Source organism: Pseudomonas sp. KD5 (assembly GCF_012932895.1).
Lineage (GTDB): Bacteria > Pseudomonadota > Gammaproteobacteria > Pseudomonadales > Pseudomonadaceae > Aquipseudomonas.
Window position 1 is genome coordinate 82680 of the sequence record NZ_JDWJ01000009.1, and the last position, 20112, is coordinate 102791.

Annotated in this window: 23 protein-coding genes; 13 read left to right on the forward strand and 10 right to left on the reverse strand. The window is 56.6% G+C overall.

Annotation, left to right across the window (positions count from 1 at the left end):
* Positions 1-24: 24 nt before the first annotated feature.
* Positions 25-165, reverse strand: coding sequence for a hypothetical protein (locus AF70_RS20055; RefSeq protein WP_155954641.1), 141 nt, complete (start codon positions 163-165; stop codon positions 25-27).
* A gap of 66 nt (positions 166-231) precedes the next feature.
* Between AF70_RS20055 and AF70_RS20060 the strand changes: the two genes are divergently transcribed.
* From AF70_RS20060 to AF70_RS20070, 3 genes are all read left to right on the forward strand, one after another.
* Positions 232-822: a hypothetical protein gene (locus AF70_RS20060; protein ID WP_028939690.1), complete on the forward strand. Its 591-nt coding sequence runs from the start codon at positions 232-234 to the stop codon at positions 820-822.
* Between the two features lie 10 nt (positions 823-832).
* The gene (locus AF70_RS20065; RefSeq protein ID WP_028939691.1) at positions 833-1117 is read left to right on the forward strand and encodes a hypothetical protein; all 285 of its coding nucleotides are present in this window, start codon (positions 833-835) and stop codon (positions 1115-1117) included.
* A 158-nt stretch (positions 1118-1275) separates the two neighbouring features.
* A complete protein-coding gene (locus AF70_RS20070; RefSeq protein ID WP_028939692.1) occupies positions 1276-1593 on the forward strand; it encodes a pyocin activator PrtN family protein in 318 nt (105 codons plus the stop codon).
* A 371-nt stretch (positions 1594-1964) separates the two neighbouring features.
* Here the strand turns inward: AF70_RS20070 and AF70_RS20075 are convergent, their stop codons facing one another.
* Positions 1965-2546 carry a hypothetical protein gene (locus tag AF70_RS20075; protein WP_028939693.1) on the reverse strand — a complete coding sequence of 194 codons (582 nt, stop codon included), beginning with the start codon at positions 2544-2546 and terminating at the stop codon, positions 1965-1967.
* 71 nt (positions 2547-2617) lie between these two features.
* Here AF70_RS20075 and AF70_RS20080 point away from each other — a divergent pair, with 71 nt between their 5' ends.
* From AF70_RS20080 to AF70_RS20090, 3 genes are all read left to right on the forward strand, one after another.
* Positions 2618-4363 (forward strand): DNA cytosine methyltransferase, encoded by a 1746-nt coding sequence (locus tag AF70_RS20080; protein ID WP_050438298.1) that lies wholly within the window; start codon positions 2618-2620, stop codon positions 4361-4363.
* On the forward strand, positions 4360-4620 hold the full coding sequence (locus tag AF70_RS20085) for a pyocin activator PrtN family protein (protein WP_028939694.1): 261 nt from the start codon (positions 4360-4362) through the stop codon (positions 4618-4620). Before AF70_RS20080 ends, AF70_RS20085 begins: the two co-directional genes overlap by 4 nt.
* 105 nt (positions 4621-4725) lie before the next feature.
* Positions 4726-5613 (forward strand): DNA adenine methylase, encoded by an 888-nt coding sequence (locus tag AF70_RS20090; protein ID WP_050438299.1) that lies wholly within the window; start codon positions 4726-4728, stop codon positions 5611-5613.
* Here AF70_RS20090 and AF70_RS20095 read toward each other — a convergent pair.
* Both AF70_RS20095 and AF70_RS20100 read right to left on the reverse strand, forming a co-directional pair.
* Positions 5596-7089 carry a ParB/Srx family N-terminal domain-containing protein gene (locus AF70_RS20095; RefSeq protein ID WP_028939695.1) on the reverse strand — a complete coding sequence of 498 codons (1494 nt, stop codon included), beginning with the start codon at positions 7087-7089 and terminating at the stop codon, positions 5596-5598. The genes AF70_RS20090 and AF70_RS20095 overlap by 18 nt on opposite strands.
* 138 nt (positions 7090-7227) lie before the next feature.
* Complete coding sequence (locus tag AF70_RS20100; RefSeq protein WP_028939696.1) at positions 7228-8322, reverse strand: site-specific integrase; 1095 nt, start codon at positions 8320-8322, stop codon at positions 7228-7230.
* A 102-nt stretch (positions 8323-8424) separates the two neighbouring features.
* On the opposite strand from AF70_RS20100, the gene dusA reads away from it, so the two are divergent.
* Both dusA and tal read left to right on the forward strand, forming a co-directional pair.
* Positions 8425-9444: a tRNA dihydrouridine(20/20a) synthase DusA gene (dusA, locus tag AF70_RS20105; RefSeq protein WP_028939697.1), complete on the forward strand. Its 1020-nt coding sequence runs from the start codon at positions 8425-8427 to the stop codon at positions 9442-9444.
* Positions 9445-9801: 357 nt separating this feature from the next.
* Positions 9802-10728, forward strand: a complete 927-nt coding sequence (tal, locus tag AF70_RS20110) for a transaldolase (RefSeq protein WP_028939698.1) — start codon at positions 9802-9804, stop codon at positions 10726-10728.
* A gap of 177 nt (positions 10729-10905) precedes the next feature.
* Here tal and rssC read toward each other — a convergent pair whose 3' ends face one another.
* Together rssC and rssB are read right to left on the reverse strand one after the other, a co-directional pair.
* Positions 10906-11388 carry an anti-sigma factor antagonist RssC gene (gene rssC, locus AF70_RS20115; RefSeq protein WP_007935262.1) on the reverse strand — a complete coding sequence of 161 codons (483 nt, stop codon included), beginning with the start codon at positions 11386-11388 and terminating at the stop codon, positions 10906-10908.
* Positions 11388-12569 (reverse strand): two-component system response regulator RssB, encoded by a 1182-nt coding sequence (gene rssB / locus AF70_RS20120; protein WP_007935264.1) that lies wholly within the window; start codon positions 12567-12569, stop codon positions 11388-11390. Before rssB ends, rssC begins: the two co-directional genes overlap by 1 nt.
* A 276-nt stretch (positions 12570-12845) precedes the next feature.
* Here rssB and AF70_RS20125 point away from each other — a divergent pair, with 276 nt between their 5' ends.
* A complete protein-coding gene (locus tag AF70_RS20125) occupies positions 12846-13145 on the forward strand; it encodes a PilZ domain-containing protein (RefSeq protein WP_007935265.1) in 300 nt (99 codons plus the stop codon).
* Between the two features lie 72 nt (positions 13146-13217).
* Here AF70_RS20125 and AF70_RS20130 read toward each other — a convergent pair whose 3' ends face one another.
* A complete protein-coding gene (locus tag AF70_RS20130; protein ID WP_019582091.1) occupies positions 13218-13907 on the reverse strand; it encodes a VacJ family lipoprotein in 690 nt (229 codons plus the stop codon).
* 201 nt (positions 13908-14108) lie between these two features.
* Here AF70_RS20130 and AF70_RS20135 point away from each other — a divergent pair, with 201 nt between their 5' ends.
* Both AF70_RS20135 and AF70_RS20140 read left to right on the forward strand, forming a co-directional pair.
* A complete protein-coding gene (locus AF70_RS20135; RefSeq protein ID WP_019582090.1) occupies positions 14109-14729 on the forward strand; it encodes a hypothetical protein in 621 nt (206 codons plus the stop codon).
* Positions 14730-14838: 109 nt separating this feature from the next.
* Positions 14839-15102 carry a DUF4404 family protein gene (locus tag AF70_RS20140; protein ID WP_019582089.1) on the forward strand — a complete coding sequence of 88 codons (264 nt, stop codon included), beginning with the start codon at positions 14839-14841 and terminating at the stop codon, positions 15100-15102.
* An 85-nt stretch (positions 15103-15187) separates the two neighbouring features.
* Here the strand turns inward: AF70_RS20140 and queF are convergent, their stop codons facing one another.
* Together queF and AF70_RS20150 are read right to left on the reverse strand one after the other, a co-directional pair.
* A complete protein-coding gene (gene queF, locus AF70_RS20145; RefSeq protein WP_007935274.1) occupies positions 15188-16018 on the reverse strand; it encodes an NADPH-dependent 7-cyano-7-deazaguanine reductase QueF in 831 nt (276 codons plus the stop codon).
* Between the two features lie 61 nt (positions 16019-16079).
* The gene (locus tag AF70_RS20150) at positions 16080-16616 is read right to left on the reverse strand and encodes a plastocyanin/azurin family copper-binding protein (RefSeq protein WP_028939699.1); all 537 of its coding nucleotides are present in this window, start codon (positions 16614-16616) and stop codon (positions 16080-16082) included.
* Positions 16617-16769: 153 nt separating this feature from the next.
* Between AF70_RS20150 and AF70_RS20155 the strand changes: the two genes are divergently transcribed.
* Together AF70_RS20155 and AF70_RS20160 are read left to right on the forward strand one after the other, a co-directional pair.
* Complete coding sequence (locus tag AF70_RS20155; protein ID WP_019582086.1) at positions 16770-17450, forward strand: heavy metal response regulator transcription factor; 681 nt, start codon at positions 16770-16772, stop codon at positions 17448-17450.
* Positions 17450-18799, forward strand: coding sequence for a heavy metal sensor histidine kinase (locus AF70_RS20160; protein ID WP_019582085.1), 1350 nt, complete (start codon positions 17450-17452; stop codon positions 18797-18799). The genes AF70_RS20155 and AF70_RS20160 overlap by 1 nt, the downstream gene beginning before the upstream one ends.
* Positions 18800-18834: 35 nt before the next feature.
* On the opposite strand, the gene AF70_RS20165 is transcribed toward AF70_RS20160, so the two are convergent.
* Positions 18835-20079 (reverse strand): lipoprotein-releasing ABC transporter permease subunit, encoded by a 1245-nt coding sequence (locus AF70_RS20165; protein ID WP_018928148.1) that lies wholly within the window; start codon positions 20077-20079, stop codon positions 18835-18837.
* Positions 20080-20112 lie beyond the last annotated feature (33 nt).

A 20112-nucleotide genomic window follows, 5' to 3' on the forward strand; every position in this document is an offset into this window, starting at 1 on the left:
TAAACACAATACGTGATATTTACCTCACTCTTCCACCACAGAGCGAGGCAACACCATGCACACCACGGCAACCTTGCACGTCCATCCCGCGTGCACCAGCAACCGGAAACTGATCGAGCAGCTGCAATCCACCACCGGCTGCTTGATCATTATCCACAACAACAAACCCAAGCTCGTCGCCCAAAACTATCAGCCCTTCCCCTCCGACCCAAATGGCGGAGGGCACGCAGCATGAGCAAGTTCAAACTCGACAACCGCACCCTGCAGTTGCTCAACGCCCAGGTCAACCTGACCGAGACCTTCAATCACGTACTGAGGTCGCCCCCCAAACGTGAATCCTTGGCGTTCCGTCTCAAGGTTGAACGCGGCACATCGGAGACCATTTTCGTCGTCGAACTGGGTAGCGAACGCCACACGCTGACCTTGAAAAACGGCAAGAAGATGCACCTCAAACTGGCCGACTTCATCGAAGAAATTGCCAACGGCCCGTTCGACCCGAGCAACACCAGCGAGCTGGAGCATCGTCCTCACGCAAGCCGCGAATACGGCCGGTTTGAAATCCAGGACAAACAGCGCGTGTTCGAGCTGGTGCGCACCGGCGGCATCCTGAGTCTCGACATGGGCTTCGACGTCCCCCTGCACGTCGCGGTGCACCGCACCCACACGCGTCCCGGCGTCACCACCATTCTCAGCATCGGCGTAAAGAGCCCACACACCAAATGCTTCACCGTGTGCGGCACCGATGTCGAGATCTACGGCAAGGTCACCGAGTCCATCAGCCATCTCGCTGCAGCGGCAACCCCAGCCGCGCACGCAGCATGAGGGGGATGCCATGGAACGCACGCTCGCCCAAGCCGCGACTCAGCTGAGCCTGACCCGGACCCAGCTAATAGCTCTCATGCAGGAAAAAGGTCTGCTCAACGAATGCAGATTGCCGGCTTACCCCATCCGCGACCGCGAGTACCTGCGGATTAAAGACGGCCAGTGGTTTCACGAGAAGTACGGCCTTCAGTACAGCCAGTCGACCAAGGTCAGACAAGCCGGCATCCGTTGGCTGGCGGACCAGTTGAGTATCGACCTTCCTGCTATCCCGGCAGACAACCGTGACGTGGCCTAGGGAATATGCCCGCCAGATCATCGCCATGAGGACACGCGAGGAGCGCAATGCCGCGCTCCTCGAAGTGCCCGAACATCTGCGCGAGCTGACTAGATGCCACTGTCTGAATGCCTGGAATCATCCAGCAAGAAAACAACGCAAGGAGGCCGAACAAGCCGATGACTAACACCGGACAAACCCCACTCCGGCTACAACCCGCACCCGAATCGGCCACCGTAGAACTGCTCTACCGCACCTTCGGCGACGTGTTGATCCCACTTGAAAAAGTACGCGAGCAGTACTTCCGCAACCTCAACGAGCAGTCGTTTGTAGCGGAGATCAACAGCGGCCGGATTCAGCTTCCCATCACCACGCTGGACACCAGCCGCAAGGCACCGAAGTACGCCCACATCCGGCATGTCGCCTCACTGATCGACATCCGTGCCTACAAGGCGGATGAAGAAATGCTGCGACCGCAGGACGAACCAACCGAGTAAGACCACCAATCCAAATGGCTGCCGCCACCACCAGCCAAGTGATACCAGGAGCACACCACATGACAGCAATTCAACCAGCGCCTGATGGACCAACTCGCTATCGAACACCGGAGGAAAGCGGCATGAAAACGAACCGGCATACCACCCAAGCATCAACCGCTTTGCTCCGCCACGCTAATGGCGTCGACACACAAAAAACAAAGAGTCTCTGCTGCGCAGCAGCAGGCATTACTGCGTCTATCAGCGCCACTGCCGAGGCACTTATACCCCACGAAAAGCTGCGCGAGGCAGCCACACCCGATGCAACGCTAATCGCTCAGAATTGCCCGCCCGCGCAGCCTGTTATGGGGTATAACCCCCCGAAAGGAACTCTAAGCCAGCCGCATTCCAGACAACTTTCTGGCCGCCACGTGAATAGCCTGAGAGTTCATCGAGAGTGCTGTCGCACACCTAAATCTATCAATCATGCCCGTATCGGAAAGCAGACGCGCCATAACCACACTCTGTTCCAATGCCCCCCTTATAACCAGGAAGGGTTCGACCATATCTGGCAATGGCAAATCGACAGGATTAATGCCGCGCATAGCGAGCAACTGCTCCTCAACCGTCGTCATGATTTCAACCCGAGCAGCCTTGTCATCAGATTGAATCGTGTCGAAATTCTGAAACAAAAGGCTACTCACCGCAGCAGCACGCTCTGCGACGCCACAAACGAGCCTAAATACCACGTCATCTTTAGACCTGCGCGCTTGAGCAGTATCACGCGCCTGCTTGTTAGCTACGACCAGTGCAGTAATGACGGCCGCCAAGCTTCCGATAACTTGAAACCATGCAGGCGCATCTTTTTGGTTAAAAGCCAAAACCGTCCCCCCTACAACGAACAACACACCGAGAGGGGAAAGCAACCACAAAACAAGCCTCTTATTCGTGAATTTAGCGCTGTCAGTATTCATTGCTGGCTCCTTGCGCCAAAGCGGTCGCAAAGCTTGCCTACTTTCGTTGATCCCGTCCATGGAGGCCAAGCATGACCTCCTTCGACCCCACTCCAATCACCACAGCAGTCAAAACCCAATTTGGTCTGAACTTGGCTGGCGGAATCCGCGTCGACCTGTTCGCAGGCGGCGGTGGCGCGACCATGGGCCAGGAGATGGCCACCGACATTCCAGTGGATATTGCCATCAACCACAATGCCGACGCGATCAGCATGCACAAGCGTAATCACCCGAGCGCCGAGCATTACATCACCGACGTCTATGATGTATGCCCGCGTATGGCGACCCGTGGCCGCCCAGTCGATCATCTTCACGCCAGCCCGGAATGCACCCATCATAGCCTTGCAGCAGGTGGGCAGGCCCGCAGCACCACCAGCCGCTCTTTGTCATGGGTCATCATTAAATGGGCAGGCCAGGTCAGCCCGGACATGATCACGATGGAAAACGTGACGCAGATCCTGCAATGGGGTCCGCTGATAGCCAAGCGCTGCCCGAAAACAGGCCGAGTTGTTCGTCGAGACCTCACCGTCGCAGCGGTCGGCGAGCGTGTACCGGTGCAGGATCAGTACCTGGTGCCCAACCCGAAACGCAAAGGTCGCACCTGGCGCCACTTCGAATGCCAACTGCGCGCAATGGGCTATGACCTGATGCACGGCAAACTCAAGGCCTGCGACTTCGGTGCCGCCACCACCCGTGAGCGTCTGTTCATGATCGCCCGTCGCGATGGCAAACTTCTGCGCTGGCCAGAGCCGACACACTTCAAAAATCCAGGCAAGGGGCAGCTCCCCTACCGCACCGCTGCCAGTTGCATCGACTGGTCAATCCCGTGCCCGAGCATCTTTCTCACCAAAGAGGAAGGCCGTGCTGCCGGGGTCAAGCGGCCGCTGGTAAACAACACCATGGAACGCCTGCGCAAAGGCGCCAAACGCTACGTGGTTGAACACAAAAACCCCTTCATCGTCAGCGTCAACCACAGTGACAACGACCTGTCCCGCTGCCACTCAGTGCAAGATCTTGCGAAAACCATCACCGGGGCTCACGGCTTTGCCCTTGTAACGCCACAACTGGCGCCCTTCATCACCGAACACGCGAATGGCAGCAGCCAGCGCAACATGCCCGGTGACGATCCACTGCGCACCATATGCAGCGGCGTCAAAGGCGGCCACTTCGCTGTGGCCGTAGCGTACGTCGCACAACACAACGGTGGTTACAACGAAACACCAGGTCATCACCCAACCCAGCCGCTAACCGCAATCACCACCACCGGCAGCCAGCAACAGATTGTCACGGCGCACCTAGCAACCCTGCGCCGGAATTGCGTCGGACGAAGTATGGATGAGCTAGTGCCTACCATCACGGCCGGCGCTGAACATCACGCACTGGTGAAGTACACGCTCGCGCCCGAGATTGAAGCAGGAGCCTTGCGGGTCGCTTCGTTTTTAATGGGCTACTACGGCAGCGATAACGTCTACGACTTGCGCGATCCCGCCGCCACCATCACCACACGGGACCGCCTGGCACTCGTCACCGTCACGATCAAAGGCACGCCCTATGTAATCGTCGATATCGGCATGCGAATGCTCACACCACGCGAGCTGTACCGCGCTCAAGGCTTTCCTGACAACTACATTATCGACACCGGGCACGACGGCCGGAAGTTCAGCAATAAGACGCAGGTAATGATGGTGGGTAATTCGGTTTCGCCGTGGCCAATGATGGCGTTAGTTAACGCAAACAAAGTTCAAGTAGATGGCGTTTCGATAGGAGTGGCAGCATGAATACACTTTTTTTACTCATGGCCCAATACGATGGACAGGCTGTCATCCCACTCAGTCGCGTTTGTGCTGATTACATGCACCTGACTGTTGAAAAATTTAAACTGAAATGCATGTCAGGAGAAATAGACATTCCAATTGTCAGACTTGGAGCCAATAGCCAAAAGGCCGCCCTTGGCATTCACCTAAGAGATTTGGCCGACTACATCGACAAGCAAAGAGACAAAGCGACCAAAGAGCAAAAACAACTTATGCGTTAACTTAAATAAGAGCTATATTTTCGCTACTACTGAGGGATTACCAATCACCATTTGTAATCCCTTAAAAAATCCAATATCATAAGCGATTTTTTAGAGAATAGTCAGATGCTTACACCGTTACGCTATCCCGGTGGCAAGGCCAAGCTTGGAGCCTGGCTTGCGCACCTGCTAAGGAACAACAACATTCAAGATGGCTCGTACATTGAGGCCTACGCCGGCGGCGCAGGCGCGGCAATTTATCTGCTGAGCAACAAGTACGTAAAAAACATATTTATTAATGATATTGACCCTGCAATTTATAGCTTCTGGAATTCCGTTACAAATGATAGCCGCAGCTTCATCAAGCTTCTGCTTGAAACTGAAGTGACTATCGACGAAAGAGAAAAGCAGCGAGAAATCTACTTCAATCCTCTAAAGCACACCGAGCTCGAATTAGGCTTCGCTACTTTCTTTCTGAACAGAACCAATCGTTCGGGCATTATAAAAGGGGGAGTTATTGGAGGGAAGAACCAGGATGGGAATTACAAAATTGACGCCCGGTATACAAAAGAAAATCTAGCTAAACGCATCCTAGACATAAGCGAAATGAGATCCAACATAACAATTTCGTCGGATGACGCCATCAAGTTCATGAACAAAGTTCCGCACAATGCGAACTCATTGATAAACCTTGACCCACCATACTACAAGAAGGCCGACCAACTTTACTCAAGTTTCTATACGCACGACGATCACGTACGCATTGCGCAACTGGTACATTCAATAAAGACACCAATTATTGTGACGTATGACAACTGCGAAGAAATTCAAGAAATTTACGAAGACCACAATACATTAACATTCAACATAATCTACTCAAGCCACTTGGAACGCCCCATTGCAAAAGAGCTCCTAATCTACAAAAATATAAACATCGACCCCTTACCGTTCACATCAAAACAGATAAGCCCAATTAAGGAGCCGAGCACAAAACAATTAAGCCCTAGCAGCTAGCAACTGCCATAGCAATTTCAAGAAGTGATAGAACTCATCCCAAGTTCTTATAACATCCGCGTCCTTGGGATTAAACATTTCAGAATGAATAAACTTCTGCATAGTCGGCACTGTCACGATCGAATTTTGCGCCATCAACTCGACCTTCTGAAATAAATCCGACCCTGTTCCCTCTACCAAAATACTATCATCAATCAACTTCTTTCGAATAAACCTAAGCATGTCCTTTATTGAGGCGCCATCGATACGCCCCTCCTCCATCAATTCGTTTCTCCTCACGAATGCCCTGAATGTACTTTCAACAAAGGCCCGCACAAGCATCATTCCCGCTATCGGGCACTTTTCGATAGTCTGAAGCTCTTTATAGATATCTCTGATTTTTTGTTCGCCCGTGGGCATTTCCAGCGGATGCAAAGCCCTGGTCACATATTTTTTCCGGAGAGAGCTGTGAGTTGCGGGAGTGGTACCGTTTTTGCCACCCTTTACATTCGCCCCCTCAGCCTCTGGAGTACCTGCTTGCGCAGGGCCTGCTTCAGGCTTGCTACCTCCCGCATCGACACTGGTACCATTTCCGCCAGGTTGGCCGGCCTGCGAAGCCGCGGGCCTTGCACCCGTTCCATTAGCGCCAGGCACAGGGTCGACCACATCAACAGAATCCAGCTTCAACTCGCGTCGAAACGCCGCTATATACAAGTCACGATCTGCCGCCCCCATAAGCGACATTGTTCCAGGAGTAGCTCCACGTTTAACGTGAACAAAACCAGACTCAATATCTCCAATAATTTTCTTAACGATGAGGACAGCTGTAAACAGGGGAACTATCGGAAATATATTATCCTCAGCATCAAAATCAAATCCGAGCAGCCTAATATTTTTTGCAGCGTTAAAATAACGCCCCAAAGTCGTTACACTAAACCCCTCCGAAACCTCCAAGTCATTTTCGTCAGCCCAAAGCACGAGTTTCGCAGCCTTCCAAAATGCTCCTTTCTCGCCTATAGAAAGCAGATAAAACTCTTGCTGTAACGACTCCCAATTTTTTCGACCTAATCCTCCATTTTCACCTGTATGAGCGCGCCAAATGTAAGCATTAATCGCATCATCACTTGCTCCAACCATGCAATCAATTTTACTAAGTAAATGGCCATTCTGCTCTGCAATCTCTGCAAGCTTTGTGAATCGATCTCTAGAAGCTTTATCAGGACAAAGATGTGGCCGATTTAACAACTTGAGCGCTGAAATCCTGCGATTTCCATCCCTAACTTTATATTTGTTTCCGTCGTTCTGAACCACAACTGGCTCAATGGACAGTCCACTTTCAGCAATATCCTTGGCAAGCGCAAAAAAAGGCTGCCCGTACGCAATCATTCGAGCTAAAACAGCATCTTGATCTTTGGCGAAACCGAGACGAGGGTTTTTCTCATCCAATGTCAATAGATCAATAGAAACCGCTTTCTTTTCCTTGAACTCAGCTCTCATTTCTAATCTCAGCAATGGGCAAATTGGGGGTAAAAAGACAGGCCGGATGTCTTTTTAATATCACAGGTCTGAGAACATACTAATTTTGCCCACCGCAAGCAACGACCCACCAGGCCAAACCGACTCAGAAATGTTTCGTCACTTCTTGAGAAGGCAATCTTTCCACTGCCAACTCTTATAGGAATCCCCCCTTCCTCTCAGGTGCGTATAACGACGCAATGAGTTCCAATCTCGATGCCCCGACACGCTCGACACTCTCGGAATGTCCCAATCCATTTCGAACAACCTGCTCACCCCTTCATGCCGCAGGTCATGAAAATGCAGATCCTCAATGCCCAATAGCGGGCACGCCCGCGTGAAGGACGCCGACACCGACTTGCCGTTATAGGGAAAGATCTCCTTTTCCTCTTTGGGCATGGTCTGCAGGATCGCCCAGGCTTCATCAGGCAGATGACACCACACGTCGTTGCCGATCTTCTGCCCAGGGTTCTTCATGTCCCGCACCAGGACGGCCTGCCTGGACTCGTCGAGATCGTCCCAACGAATCCGCGTGATCTCCTCTTGCCGACGCGTCGAAAAGATCGCGAAAGCAATAATCTTCGGCATGGGGATCGAGCCCGGCCGGCGCACCTGCATCTCGAAGAAGTGCTTCATTAGCTTATCCAGCTCTTCCAGGGTAGGACGACGATTGCGCTCTTTGCTCTTGCTCACCATGCCCAGCTTACGCAGCACCTTGCGCGCGTCGGGCATGGCCAGCGCATCGACCTCGTAACCCCAGGCCGGCCGCGCCACAGACAGCACCGCGCCCAAGTGCGACAAGTCGTTGCCAACCGTCTGTGCCTGAACCCCACCGCCCTCCTCACTCATCCGCCACTGCGCGAATTCCACCAGCTTTTGGCTGGTCAATGCCGAGTCGTCGAGCTCACCCAACCAGGTATCCTTGATCGCCTTCAGCGTCGCGTTCTTGGTCTTGCCCAGCGGGCGGATCTTTTCGTACTCGTCCAGGTACTGCTCGATCATCTTCTTGATCGTCACGCCCTTGCGGTTCGCGCGCTCGATGCCCCCAGGCTCCGCCAGCTCCGTTTCGCGGCGTTTGATCCAGGCTTGGGCGACCTGCTTGCGGTCGAAGGTTTGGCTTTCCTGATAAACTGTCTTCCCGTCCCGATTGATCCGTATCTGCGCCGTGTAAGCCGTCGAATTGTCCTTGCGCTTGCGTGATGTGATCGTGCCCATTTCCAGTTGCTACATTGCTGAATACGCTTGCTACATTGTAGCAACCGACTTCAAAAAACAAGGAAAAATGGGTAAAAACTGCTGTATAAAAGATCAGTACTAATGAATTTCGAAAAACCTGAAGCGCCCGTAAACACTAGCCCTACCCGTTCCGAGCCGTCTCGCCGCTTCAGCGTGGCGCCGATGATGGACTGGACCGACCGCCACTGCCGTTTCTTCCTGCGACTGCTCTCCAAGCACGCACTGCTCTACACCGAAATGGTCACCACCGGCGCGCTCCTCAACGGCGATCACGAGCGCTTCCTGCGTCACAACGAAGCCGAGCACCCGCTCGCCCTGCAACTCGGTGGCAGTGTTCCGCTGGACCTAGCCGCCTGCGCACGCATGGCCCAGGATCACGGTTACGACGAGGTAAACCTGAACGTCGGCTGCCCGAGTGATCGGGTGCAGAACAATATGATCGGGGCTTGCCTGATGGGGCATCCGCAGTTGGTGGCCGATTGTGTGAAGGCGATGCGTGATGCGGTGTCGATTCCGGTGACGGTGAAGCATCGGATCGGGATTAATGGGCGGGACAGTTACGAGGAACTGTGCGATTTCGTCGGCACGGTTCGGGATGCCGGGTGCACGAGTTTTACCGTGCATGCGCGGATTGCGATTCTGGAGGGGTTGTCGCCGAAGGAGAACCGTGACATTCCGCCTCTGCGTTATGACGTGGCGGCGCGGTTGAAGGCGGATTTTCCGGAGCTGGAGATTATTCTCAACGGCGGGATCAAGACGCTGGAGGCCTGTCACGAGCATTTGCAGACGTTCGACGGTGTGATGCTGGGCCGTGAGGCGTATCACAACCCTTATGTGATGGCTGAGGTGGATCAGCAGCTGTTTGGCAGCACGGCGCCGGTGATCAGCCGGGCCGAGGCGCTGGCGCAGTTGCGGCCTTATATTGCCGAGCATCTGCTGGCGGGTGGCGCGATGCATCACATCACTCGGCATGTACTGGGACTGGGCACCGGGTTTCCGGGGGCGCGCAAGTTTCGGCAGTTGTTGTCGGTGGATATTCACAAGGCTAAAGAGCCGTTGGCGTTGCTGGATCAGGCGGCAGAGTTGTTGGAGGGACGTTAATCCCTCGTCACTCACTTGCAGGTTTCGCGCGCCGGTGTCCGCGCTCTGTCTCGTTAGAAAATGGCCGCTTTGAAATGGCGGCCGTCACTTGTTCGGCCCGAGCGCTCAAAGGTCTAATTCGCAAGCTGGTCAAATCGGTAAGCATTGAGGACATGACCCAGGCCTGCTCAGCACGCTAACCGTCACCTCCATTGAACCTGCCCTCCATTTCAGCATCGTATTTACCGAGACCACGCCCCGCCTTTCAAACATCCGTTTTCAGGATGTTGCCGCTGGGGCCTTCGATACGCACATGCACCCTTGAGTGGCTGTCAGCGCTCGGGTAATGTCATTAGACCCATAGGACAGAGCACGCCCATGACTTCCAAGCTGGAACAACTCAAACAAATGACCACCGTAGTTGCCGACACTGGCGACTTCGAAGCAATCGCTCGCGTTAAACCCGTGGACGCCACCACCAACCCTTCCCTGCTGCTCAAAGCGGCGGCCATTCCCGGTTATGCCGAGTTGCTGAACGCTTGCGTCAGCGACTGCAAGGGCGATGTGGGCCTGGCCAGTGACCGTTTTGGTGTGGCGGTGGGGCAAGAGATTCTGAAGGTGATTCCTGGCCGTATTTCCACTGAAGTGGATGCGCGCCTGTCGTTCGACACTGACGCCGTATTGAAGCGTGCGCACCGTCTGATCGACTTGTACGAAAAGGCCGGCGTTGGCCGTGACCGTGTGCTGATCAAGATTGCTTCGACTTGGGAAGGCATCCGCGCTGCCGAGAAGCTGGAAAAGGAAGGCATCCAGACCAACCTGACCTTGCTGTTCTCTTTCGCTCAGGCGGCGGCATGTGCTGACGCTGGGGTTTTCCTGATTTCGCCGTTCGTGGGCCGTATCTACGACTGGTACAAGAAGGCCACCGGCAACGACTACACCGGCGCGAATGATCCGGGCGTGCAGTCGGTGACGCGCATCTACAACTACTACAAGGCCAATGACTACAAAACCGTAGTGATGGGTGCCAGCTTCCGTAATCTGAATCAGATCGAGCAGTTGGCCGGTTGTGATCGGTTGACCATCAGCCCTGATCTGCTGGAGAAACTGGCGGCGGATACCGGCAAGCTGGAGCGCAAATTGGTGCCTGGGCATGCGGGTGAAGCGCGTCTGAGCTTGAATGAAGCGCAGTTCCGTTGGTTGTCCAACGAAGATGCGATGGCGACCGAGAAGCTGGCTGAGGGCATTCGTCAGTTTGCTCGGGATCAGGAGAAGCTTGAGGCGTTGTTGCAGGCCAAGCTGTGATTTGAGTTAGCTGGATGCAAAAAGGGCGAACCATGGGTTCGCCCTTTTTTTGCGTTGAATTTGGGTAATGGGCTTAGTACTGGAAGATGTGGTGATTGTTAGGGCGCCTTTGCGGGCAAACCCGCTCCCACAGGGGATTTGTGGCTGGGCCTGTCAGGCCCAAGCGGCTTCAGGGAATCAGTGACGCTCCAGCGCGTTCACCAGGTCATGAAACGCCTCACGGTTGGAGTCGTTCAGGCCCATGAGGATTTTGTGTGCTTCGAGGACTTTGATCCGCACCACTTCTTCGGACTGGTCCTGGTCTGGCAGGTCGGTCAGGCATTCAGGGCATGGGATCGGGCGATCAACGATGTTGAACACTTGCTCGAAGCCCATGGACTGCAGCAGACGGGTGATGTCTTCGTGGGTGGTGACGACAGTCGGCAACAGGCCGACTTTTTGCCGCGACAGGATCGACAGCTTGGCCAGCAGGCCCAGGGTGGTGCTGTCGATGCTACGGGTTTCGGTCAGGTCGATCACGATGGCGTTGAAGTTCAACGCAGTGAAGATCCGCTCAATAGTCGCATCCAACGCCGAACACAGGGTCAGGCGAACTTCACCGACGAACTTCAGGACGAAGGTGCCGTCCTGCTCGGCGAACTGGATTCTACCGGTACTCATTAAAGATTCCTGCTCAACACCAACAGGGCGATATCATCCGGCATCTCCCCTAGCGTGGCCAATCCAAAAACCTGGCGCAGACCATCCAGGCTGCCGCCCGCCGCTTTGACCCGTTGAGGCAAAGCAGCTTCTTTATCTTTGAGTGTGGGTTCTGGCAAAAGGTCCAGAATGCCATCAGACATCAGCGTCAGGCTGAATACCGGCGGCAGCTCCAGTACGTGGTCTTCGTAGGTGGCTTCATTGAAGAGGCCCACCGGCAGACCACGCCCTTCCAGGTAACGAACACTGTCTGGCGTGTACAACACGGGCAACGGCAGATGACCGCCGATGCTATAGGTCAACAAACCTGTCTCCTCGTCGATGACTCCACCGACCATTGTGACGTGTTTACCCAGCTTACAACTGATCAGGCCCCGGTTGATATGACCAAGGACTTCTGAAGGCTTGAATTCCGGCAATGTGCCGTTGCGCTTGGATTCGAACAGCAAGCGTGTGGTCATGAACTTCAGCAGCACGGTGACGAAGGCTGAAGAGGCGCCATGACCGGAAACGTCCGCCAGGTAGAACGCTACCCGACGCTCGTCGACCCGAAAGTAGTCGACGAAATCGCCCGACAGGTACAGCGACGGGATGATCTGGTGCGCAAACTGGAACTCGTCGATGGTCCAGGGGCTCACCGGCAGCATGTTCATCTGCACCTGGCGACCGGCGTTCTGGTCTTCCTGGAGCAGGTTCAGGCTGGCTTCGAGCTCGCGGTTGGCCTTTTCCAGCTTCTCGCGGTAGCGCTGGTTTTCCAGCAGCAGACGCGCACGATCCAGGGCACGGCGCACGGAGTGCTCGAGTACGGCGAGATCTTCGAGAGGCTTGATCAGGTAGTCCGCTGCGCCCAAGCGCAGGGCCTCGACGGCGTCGTTCATCACACCGGCGCCCGAAACCACGATTACCGGGGTTTGCGGCGACAGTTCGGTGACCTGGCGAATGAGTTCGAGTCCGCCCATCTGCGGCATGCGCAGATCGCAGATGACCAAGTCGGGCTTGTCTTGCTCGAATACCTGAAGACCCTGCTGGCCATTGCTGGCCTGCAGGACACTGAAACCACTGTCTTCCAAGTAGGCCGCGAGGCTCGCACGCACTACTTCGTCATCATCGATTATCAGCAGCGTGGCACTGGTTTTTGGCATGTGGGCAAACGGCGCCAGAATTAGGTTGGCGTAGCAGGCTGGGCATTTGGCCCTGCACACACTACTGGATTCGCTTTCTAGCCTCTCTGCTGCACCGTTTTCGAGCGTTTGCCCTACTCACTGTTCCACCAGAGGTGCCCTTCTAAGGCGCAGACGGTACTCCCATCCGCGAGGCGTTTCAAGCTCACGCCGATGGTCGCTTGACGTCTTTACTTGTCAAATCACCGAGAGTTATAAGAACAGGCAAAACCGTAACCCAAAGGAAGGATCGAGCCCATGAGCCAAACCGATCGGGACTACAGCGAAAAGCGCGATTTCATCCGCATGCGGGTTGATGCCGATGTGTCGCTGATTCATGAAGGCGATGAGGTGCAAGCCGTCTGCATCGACCTTTCCAGCAGTGGCATGCAGCTGGAGGCGCCCCGCTCATTCAAGGTCGGTGACCGGCTCAGTGTGCGGATCGATTCCGATCACGCAGCGCTCAAAGGCCTTGAGGCCGACACCGAGGTGGTGTGGGTGAAAGCACAGGACGGTGGCGGCCAGAAACTCGGGCTTACAATCCTGAAGATGAAATAGCCCTGACTTCACCCGCAAGCCAAACGAAAGAAGGCGGCCAATTGGCCGCCCTCTTCGTTTTACCGGTCGAGATTAAAAATCGTCTTCGACCTTACCGTCCTTGACTTTGAATTCGCGGTTTTGCAGGTATGCATTGCGAATAAAGGTGTATTTGTCGCCAGTGATCAGTTTCTCGGCCGACAACAGGCTGGCGCGAGTGTCGACGATGTTCAGGCCGTAAATCGAGTTACGTACCGGTATATCGTTGATGTAAGGGTACGGACCGGTATAGCCGTCGACATACTTGGAAGGTGTATCACGCAAGGTGCTTGGGCCCAAGAGCGGCAGCATCACGTACGGGCCGCTGCCCACGCCCCAGTAACCGAGGGTCTGGCCGAAGTCTTCGTCGTTGCGGTGCAGGCCCATTTTGGTGCCCACGTCAAAGAAGCCCAGCAGGCCGAAGGTGGTGTTGAAAATCAAACGCGCGGTGTCGACGCCAGCCGCAGCGGGCTTGGCCTGCAACACGTCGTTGGCGAGGTTGGTCACATCGCCGACGTTGCGGAACATGTTGTGGATGCCGTCTTCCAGGAACTGCGGTGTGACGAACTGGTAGCCCTGAGCCAACGGCTTCAGTGCGTAGGTGTCGACAAAGTCGTTGAATTTGTAGATCGGGCGGTTGATGCTTTCCCAAGGGTCTTCTTCCGTGGCAGCCTGGGCCGCGAACGGAACCAGCAACACGCTGGCACACATACAAAGCTGAGCGAGTCGATTGCTCCAGCGCATAGAAAAACTCCTTGGATTGTACTGACGCGGGCGCTTGGCCCAGCCGCAAAGACCGCTAGTATATGACGGAAAACCCGGTTTAGGCAGCATCGTGCACGATGGTCTACGAACGACGCCCTCCTGACGGCGAGCGATTCACATCCGTGTCACTCGATTGTCATCGTCCGTGAATAGCCTTGTCGCTATTTCAGGGACGTTTCCATGCCGCACGCCGAAGTCTTGCCCCTTGCCGCACCAAATCTGACCGCCGTGCTGTTCGGCCTCAGTGGTTGCCTGGTGGATTTCGGCGCGCGCACGCGTCAGCACGGCACCGTTTCTGCCGAGCACACCGAGGTCACGCCCGGCGCCCTGGAGAGCCTGTCCAGCTTGCAGCGACAACGGATTCCCTGCGCCTGGCTTGATGAACTACCCCCTGCCCTCAGCCATTCCCTGGCCGTCGCACTTCCGGCCTGGATCAAATCTTTGCAACACTCTGAAACAATCAATCCATGGCCGGCCCCGAATGCCTGCTGGCAAGCCTTGATGGCGCTGAATGTCGAGCGCCTGGACGGTTGCGTGCTGGTCAGCGGCGAGCCGCGACTGCTGCAATCGGGCCTGAACGCCGGGCTGTGGACCATCGGCCTGGCGTCGTGCGGCTCGTTATGCGGGCTCGCGCCGAACGAATGGCAAGCCTTGAGCCAGAAGGAACGGGAACACTTGCGCGGCAAGGCGACGGTGCAGTTGTTCGGCCTGGGCGTGCATTCGGTGATCGATCATCTGGGCGAGCTCGATACCTGCCTGGCCGATATCAGCCTGCGTCGGCTCAAAGGCGAAAAGCCCTGACTGAGATCATGCAGGTTGCCCGGGAGTGGATTAATCTAAAGGTCAGCCATAGACCTTTGGCACGCCGCTGCGGTCTATGCCAGTGCCTATCGAGAAAAGGAAGAACGCCATGCCCGCCCGCGAACTGCAAGATCAGCTCAATAAACTGCGCGAGCAATTGGAACAGAATCCGCCACTGACCGAAGCCGAGCGCGAAGACCTGCACGCGCTGATGCAACAGATCCAACTGGAGCTTGAGCTGGAAACCAAAACCCAGGACACCAACCTCGCCGACAGTGTGAACCTGGCAGTCGATCGCTTCGAAGTCGAACATCCCGCCCTTGCCGGCACCTTGCGTAACATCATGCAAGCCTTGGTCAGCATGGGGATCTGAACCCGTCAGATGCAAAAAAGCCCCGCTATTGATAGCGGGGCTTTTTCATTTCCGGGATTTGCAAATGCAATCCCGCACTGGCTCTTTATTGTCGGACCAAGCGATGGTTCGGCAGTTGCACCTCTTCGGTGCTGCGATACGGGTTGATGTCCAATCCACCACGACGCACATACCGCGCGTACACCGTCAATTTCTCCGGCTTCAGCAACCGCTGCAGGTCGAGGAAAATCCGCTCTACGCACTGCTCATGGAAGTCCGAGTGCTGGCGGAAGCTCACGATGTATTCCAGCAAACTCGCGTGATCCAGCGCCGCGCCACGATACTCCACCACCACGCTGCCCCAGTCCGGCTGACTGGTGACCGGGCAGTTGGATTTGAGCAAATGGCTGTGCACGCACTCTTCAACGATGCGCGACTCATCGCAACGCAGCAGTTCCGGACGCGGATGCTCATAGTTGCTGACACTGATGTCCAGGTCATCGATGCACACGCCCGGCAACGCCACGACGCCTTCCGCCTCTACCTCTTTCAGGCTGCGAACCCGCACGCCCACCGGTTTGCCGGCAGCGGCCGAGAGATCTTTCACCAGCGTCGCTTCAAGGCTGGCGGTGTCGGCAAATGGCGTCTGGTTCAGCGAGTTGAGGTACAGCTTGAACGACTTCGACTCGATGATGTTCGGCGAATCCGCCGGGATGCTGAATTCGCCGATCGCCACCACAGGCTTGCCGGACGGCAACAGCCACGACAGCTCGAAGCAGTTCCAGAAGTCCACCCCCTTGTACGGCAGGGTTTGCGCGGTCAGGCCCAGCTCGGCCCATTTCGCTGTGCGCGGGATCGGGAACAGCAAGGACGGCGTGTAGGTGGCGATGTATTCGCTGGATTTGCCCAGCGGCGAATGTTCGGCTGCGGGATGCATGGCGGAAACCTGACTGAAGAATCAGCGGATTCTACCAGCCTTTGCTCCCGCCTTTGAGTGCTTACTGACTGACTGTCAGTTTGCCGACCATGCCGGCCTGGTAATGGCCGGGGATGTTGCAGGCAAATTCCAGGTTAGTGGCCTTGGTGAAGGTCCAGGTCAGCTCGGCGGTTTTACCCGGCTCCACCAACACACTATTGGGGTCGTCATGCTTCATGCCGTGATCCATGGCGCCATGATCCATTCCGGCCATGGAACCGTGGTCCATGGCCTTCATGCCTGTAGGCATCAGCATGCCGCTTTGCTGCATCTGGAGCATTTCCTGCTGATGCCTGGCATGCATCTGTGCATCGCCGAGGTTGAATTCATGCAGCAACTGTCCTTTATTCACCAGTACGAGACGCACGGTTTCCCCGGCCTTGATATCGATGGTCTTGGGGCTGAAGGTCATATCGCCCATCACCACTTCAACGCTGCGGGTGGCCTGGGCGGCCGAGGCTGGTCGACCGAAATCGTAGGTCTGCGCCGGTGAGGCTTCCAGCCCTAAACTCAGAGTCAGCAAACAAGCGGCCAGTGCCAGACGCTTTTGCAAAAACATAGTCGTACTCCAACAAGATGAGGTTCAGCTTGTGGGAAACTCTACCAGCCGGCTCTGCCAGCTACCTGACAGGCAGATTACAACTTTGTCAGATTGGCCAGCTTCCTCGCCGCCCACGGTATAACGCACCTGTTCCAACTACCCGAGTCGCCCATGAAACTGCTGATCGTCGAAGACCAACCGAAAACCGGCCAATACCTGCGCCAGGGCCTGACCGAGGCCGGGTTCAATACCGAACTGGTGACCGACGGCACCACCGGCCAGCAGCTGGCCTTGAGTGGCGATTACGCCTTGTTGATTCTCGATGTGATGCTGCCCGGACGCGATGGCTGGCAGATTTTGCAAGCGGTGCGCGGTGCAGGCCTGGACACGCCGGTACTGTTTCTGACCGCACGAGACGCGGTGGAGGACCGAGTCCACGGCCTGGAACTGGGCGCCGACGACTACCTGGTCAAACCTTTCGCCTTCTCCGAACTGCTGGCCCGGGTTCGTAGCCTGCTGCGTCGCGGCAGCGCCACGCCTCAGGAAACCAGCCTGCAACTGGCCGATTTGCGCCTGGACCTGATCCGTCGACGGGTCGAGCGTAACGGTCAGCGCATCGACCTGACCGCCAAGGAATTCGCCCTGCTGGAAATGCTCCTGCGGCGCCAGGGCGAAGTTCTGCCCAAGTCGCTGATCGCGTCCCAGGTGTGGGACATGAATTTCGACAGCGACACCAACGTCATCGAAGTGGCGATCCGCCGGTTGCGCCTGAAGATCGATGACGATTTCCCGAACAAGTTGATTCACACCGTGCGCGGCATGGGTTACGTCCTTGAAGAGCGCCCCGCCTGATGCGCCGGCTTTCATTAAGCAACCGCCTGGCACTGCTGTTTGCCGCCTGTACTGCGGTGGTGTCGTTGTTCGCCGGGGTGTTGTTCAGCCGCGCCAGCGAGGCGCACTTTGTCGAGTTGGACCAGCAGTTGCTGGATGACAAACTGATTGGTTTACGCCGGGCGCTGGATGACATTCAGGCCGGCGACGCCGAGGCCAGGCTGGCCGATGAATTGAGCCGACAGGCCGATCTTTCGCTGCGCATCATTAGCAGTGACGGCCAACGCATGTACGACAGCTCGCCCAGCGTGCCCAAAGATTTGCCGCGCAAGCGTGGCCTGTCGACAGTGAGCGACGACGGCACCGATTACCGCGTCCTGAATGCGCCGCTGTTCCTCGACAAACCCGACTCACCGCAACTGACCTTGTTGCTGGACATCACCCATCACCAACACTTTCTGCAGCGCATGCAACACCTGATCTGGCTGACGGTTGGCCTCTCGGCCCTGGCCACTGCCCTGCTCGGTGCCTGGGCGGCGCGCAGTGGTTTGCGTCCGTTGCTGCGTATGAGTGCGGTCGCCAGCGGCGTGTCGGCGCAATCACTCAACGCCCGTCTGCCGGAAGCAGACATGCCGCCGGAACTCGCGGAAATGGCCCACAGCTTCAACGCCATGCTCGGACGCCTCGATGACTCTTTTCAGCGGCTCTCGGCCTTCTCCGCCGACATCGCCCATGAACTGCGCACACCGCTGTCGAACCTGCTGACCCACACCCAAGTCACCCTCACCCGCCCTCGCCCCCTTGAGGATTACCGCGAGGCGCTGCACAGCAACCTCGAAGAACTGCAATGGATGGCGCAACTGGTCAACGACATGTTGTACCTGGCCAAGGCCGATCACGGCTTGCTAATGCCCAAGCGCGAACCGCTGGACCTGGCGGAAGAAGCGGATGTGCTGCTGGAGTTTTTCGCGCCACTGGCCGAGGACGCCCGGGTGAAGTTGAGTCGTGACGGCCACGCGCGTATGCAGGGCGATCGCAGCATGTTGCGCCGGGCACTGTCCAATTTGCTGGACAATGCGTTGCGGTTTACCCCTGCCGGTGGTGAGGTGCGGGTAAAGATCGTCGAGCAACCGGCAGGCTTGAGCCTGACCGTTGAAAACAGTGGTGAAGGGATTTCCGAGGACCTGGTGCCGCGTTTGTTTGACCGTTTCTACCGGGCAGACCCCGCGCGCCGTGAAGGCAGCAGTGAGCATGCGGGATTGGGATTGGCGATCACCCAGTCGATCATCCGCGCCCATGGCGGGCAGATTCGTTGCGAATCGGCTCAGGGGTGGACGCGGTTCATAATTGAGTTGCCAAGAAAGGACTGAGGCCAGCAGGACTGGCCCCTTCGCGGTCTAACGGACTACGAATACCGCAACGCAGTAGCCGGCTCGACTTTCGCCGCACGCCACGCCGGATAAACCGTCGCCAGAAAGCTCATGATGAAACCGGCGGAGCAGATCAACAGCACATCCGCGCCCTGCAATTCGGACGGCAAGTTGCTGACGAAGTACACATCGGAACTGAAGATGTGCTGCCCGCTGACCCGCTCCATCCAGCCCACCAGTTCACTGACGTTCAACGCCGCGATCACGCCCAGCACACCACCGATCAAGGTGCCGACAATCCCGATCACCGTGCCCTGCACCATGAAGATCGCCATGATCTGCCGAGGTGTGGCGCCGATGGTGCGCAGGATCGCGATGTCCGCGCCCTTGTCGTTCACCACCATGATCAGGGTGGCGATGATGTTGAACGCCGCCACGGCGACGATCATCAGCAACAGCAAGCCGATCATGGTTTTTTCCATCTTCATCGCGCTGAACAGACTGCCCTGGGTGTGAGTCCAGTCGTCAGCCTTGTAGGCGGCGCCCAGGCCGGTCGCGATGTCGCTCGATACTTGCGGCGCGGCGTACAGATCCTTCACCGCCAGGCGCACGCTCTGCACCTGATTCGGTTGCCAGTGCTGCATTTGCGCGGCATCGGCCATGTGGATCAGCGCCATCGAACCGTCCAGTTCGGCGCCGACCTTGAACACGCCCACCACGTTCAGCCGCTGCATGCGCGGGGTGATGCCACCCGGCGCATTGCTGACTTCCGGCACGATCAGGGTGATCTTGTCGCCGACGTTCAAGCGAAAGCGCCGCGCGGTGATCTCGCCGATCACCACGCCGAATTCGCCCGGTTTCAAGGCGTCGAGACGCCCCTGAACAATGTGCTTGGCAACAATCGAGACCTTGCTTTCCAGCGCCGGATCGACCCCGCTGACCTGGATCGGCTGCATGGTGCCCTTGTAGGACAGCATGCCTTCCATCTCGGTGAATGGCACGGCGGCGGTGACTTCAGGATTCTTCATCGCCGCGGCGGCCACCGGCTGCCAATCGTCGATAGGGTTCACACCGACGATGGTCGCGTGGGGCACCATGCCGAGGATGCGCGAGCTCATTTCGCGCTGGAAGCCGTTCATCACCGACAGCACCACGATCATCGCCAGTACGCCCAGGGCGAGGCCGATCATCGAGGTCATCGAGATGAAGGAAACAAAGCGATTGCGGCGCTTGGCGCGGGTATAGCGCGTGCCGATAAAGATCGATAACGGTCTGAACATTCGCTGGGGCACCGTATAAAAATAAAAGACCCG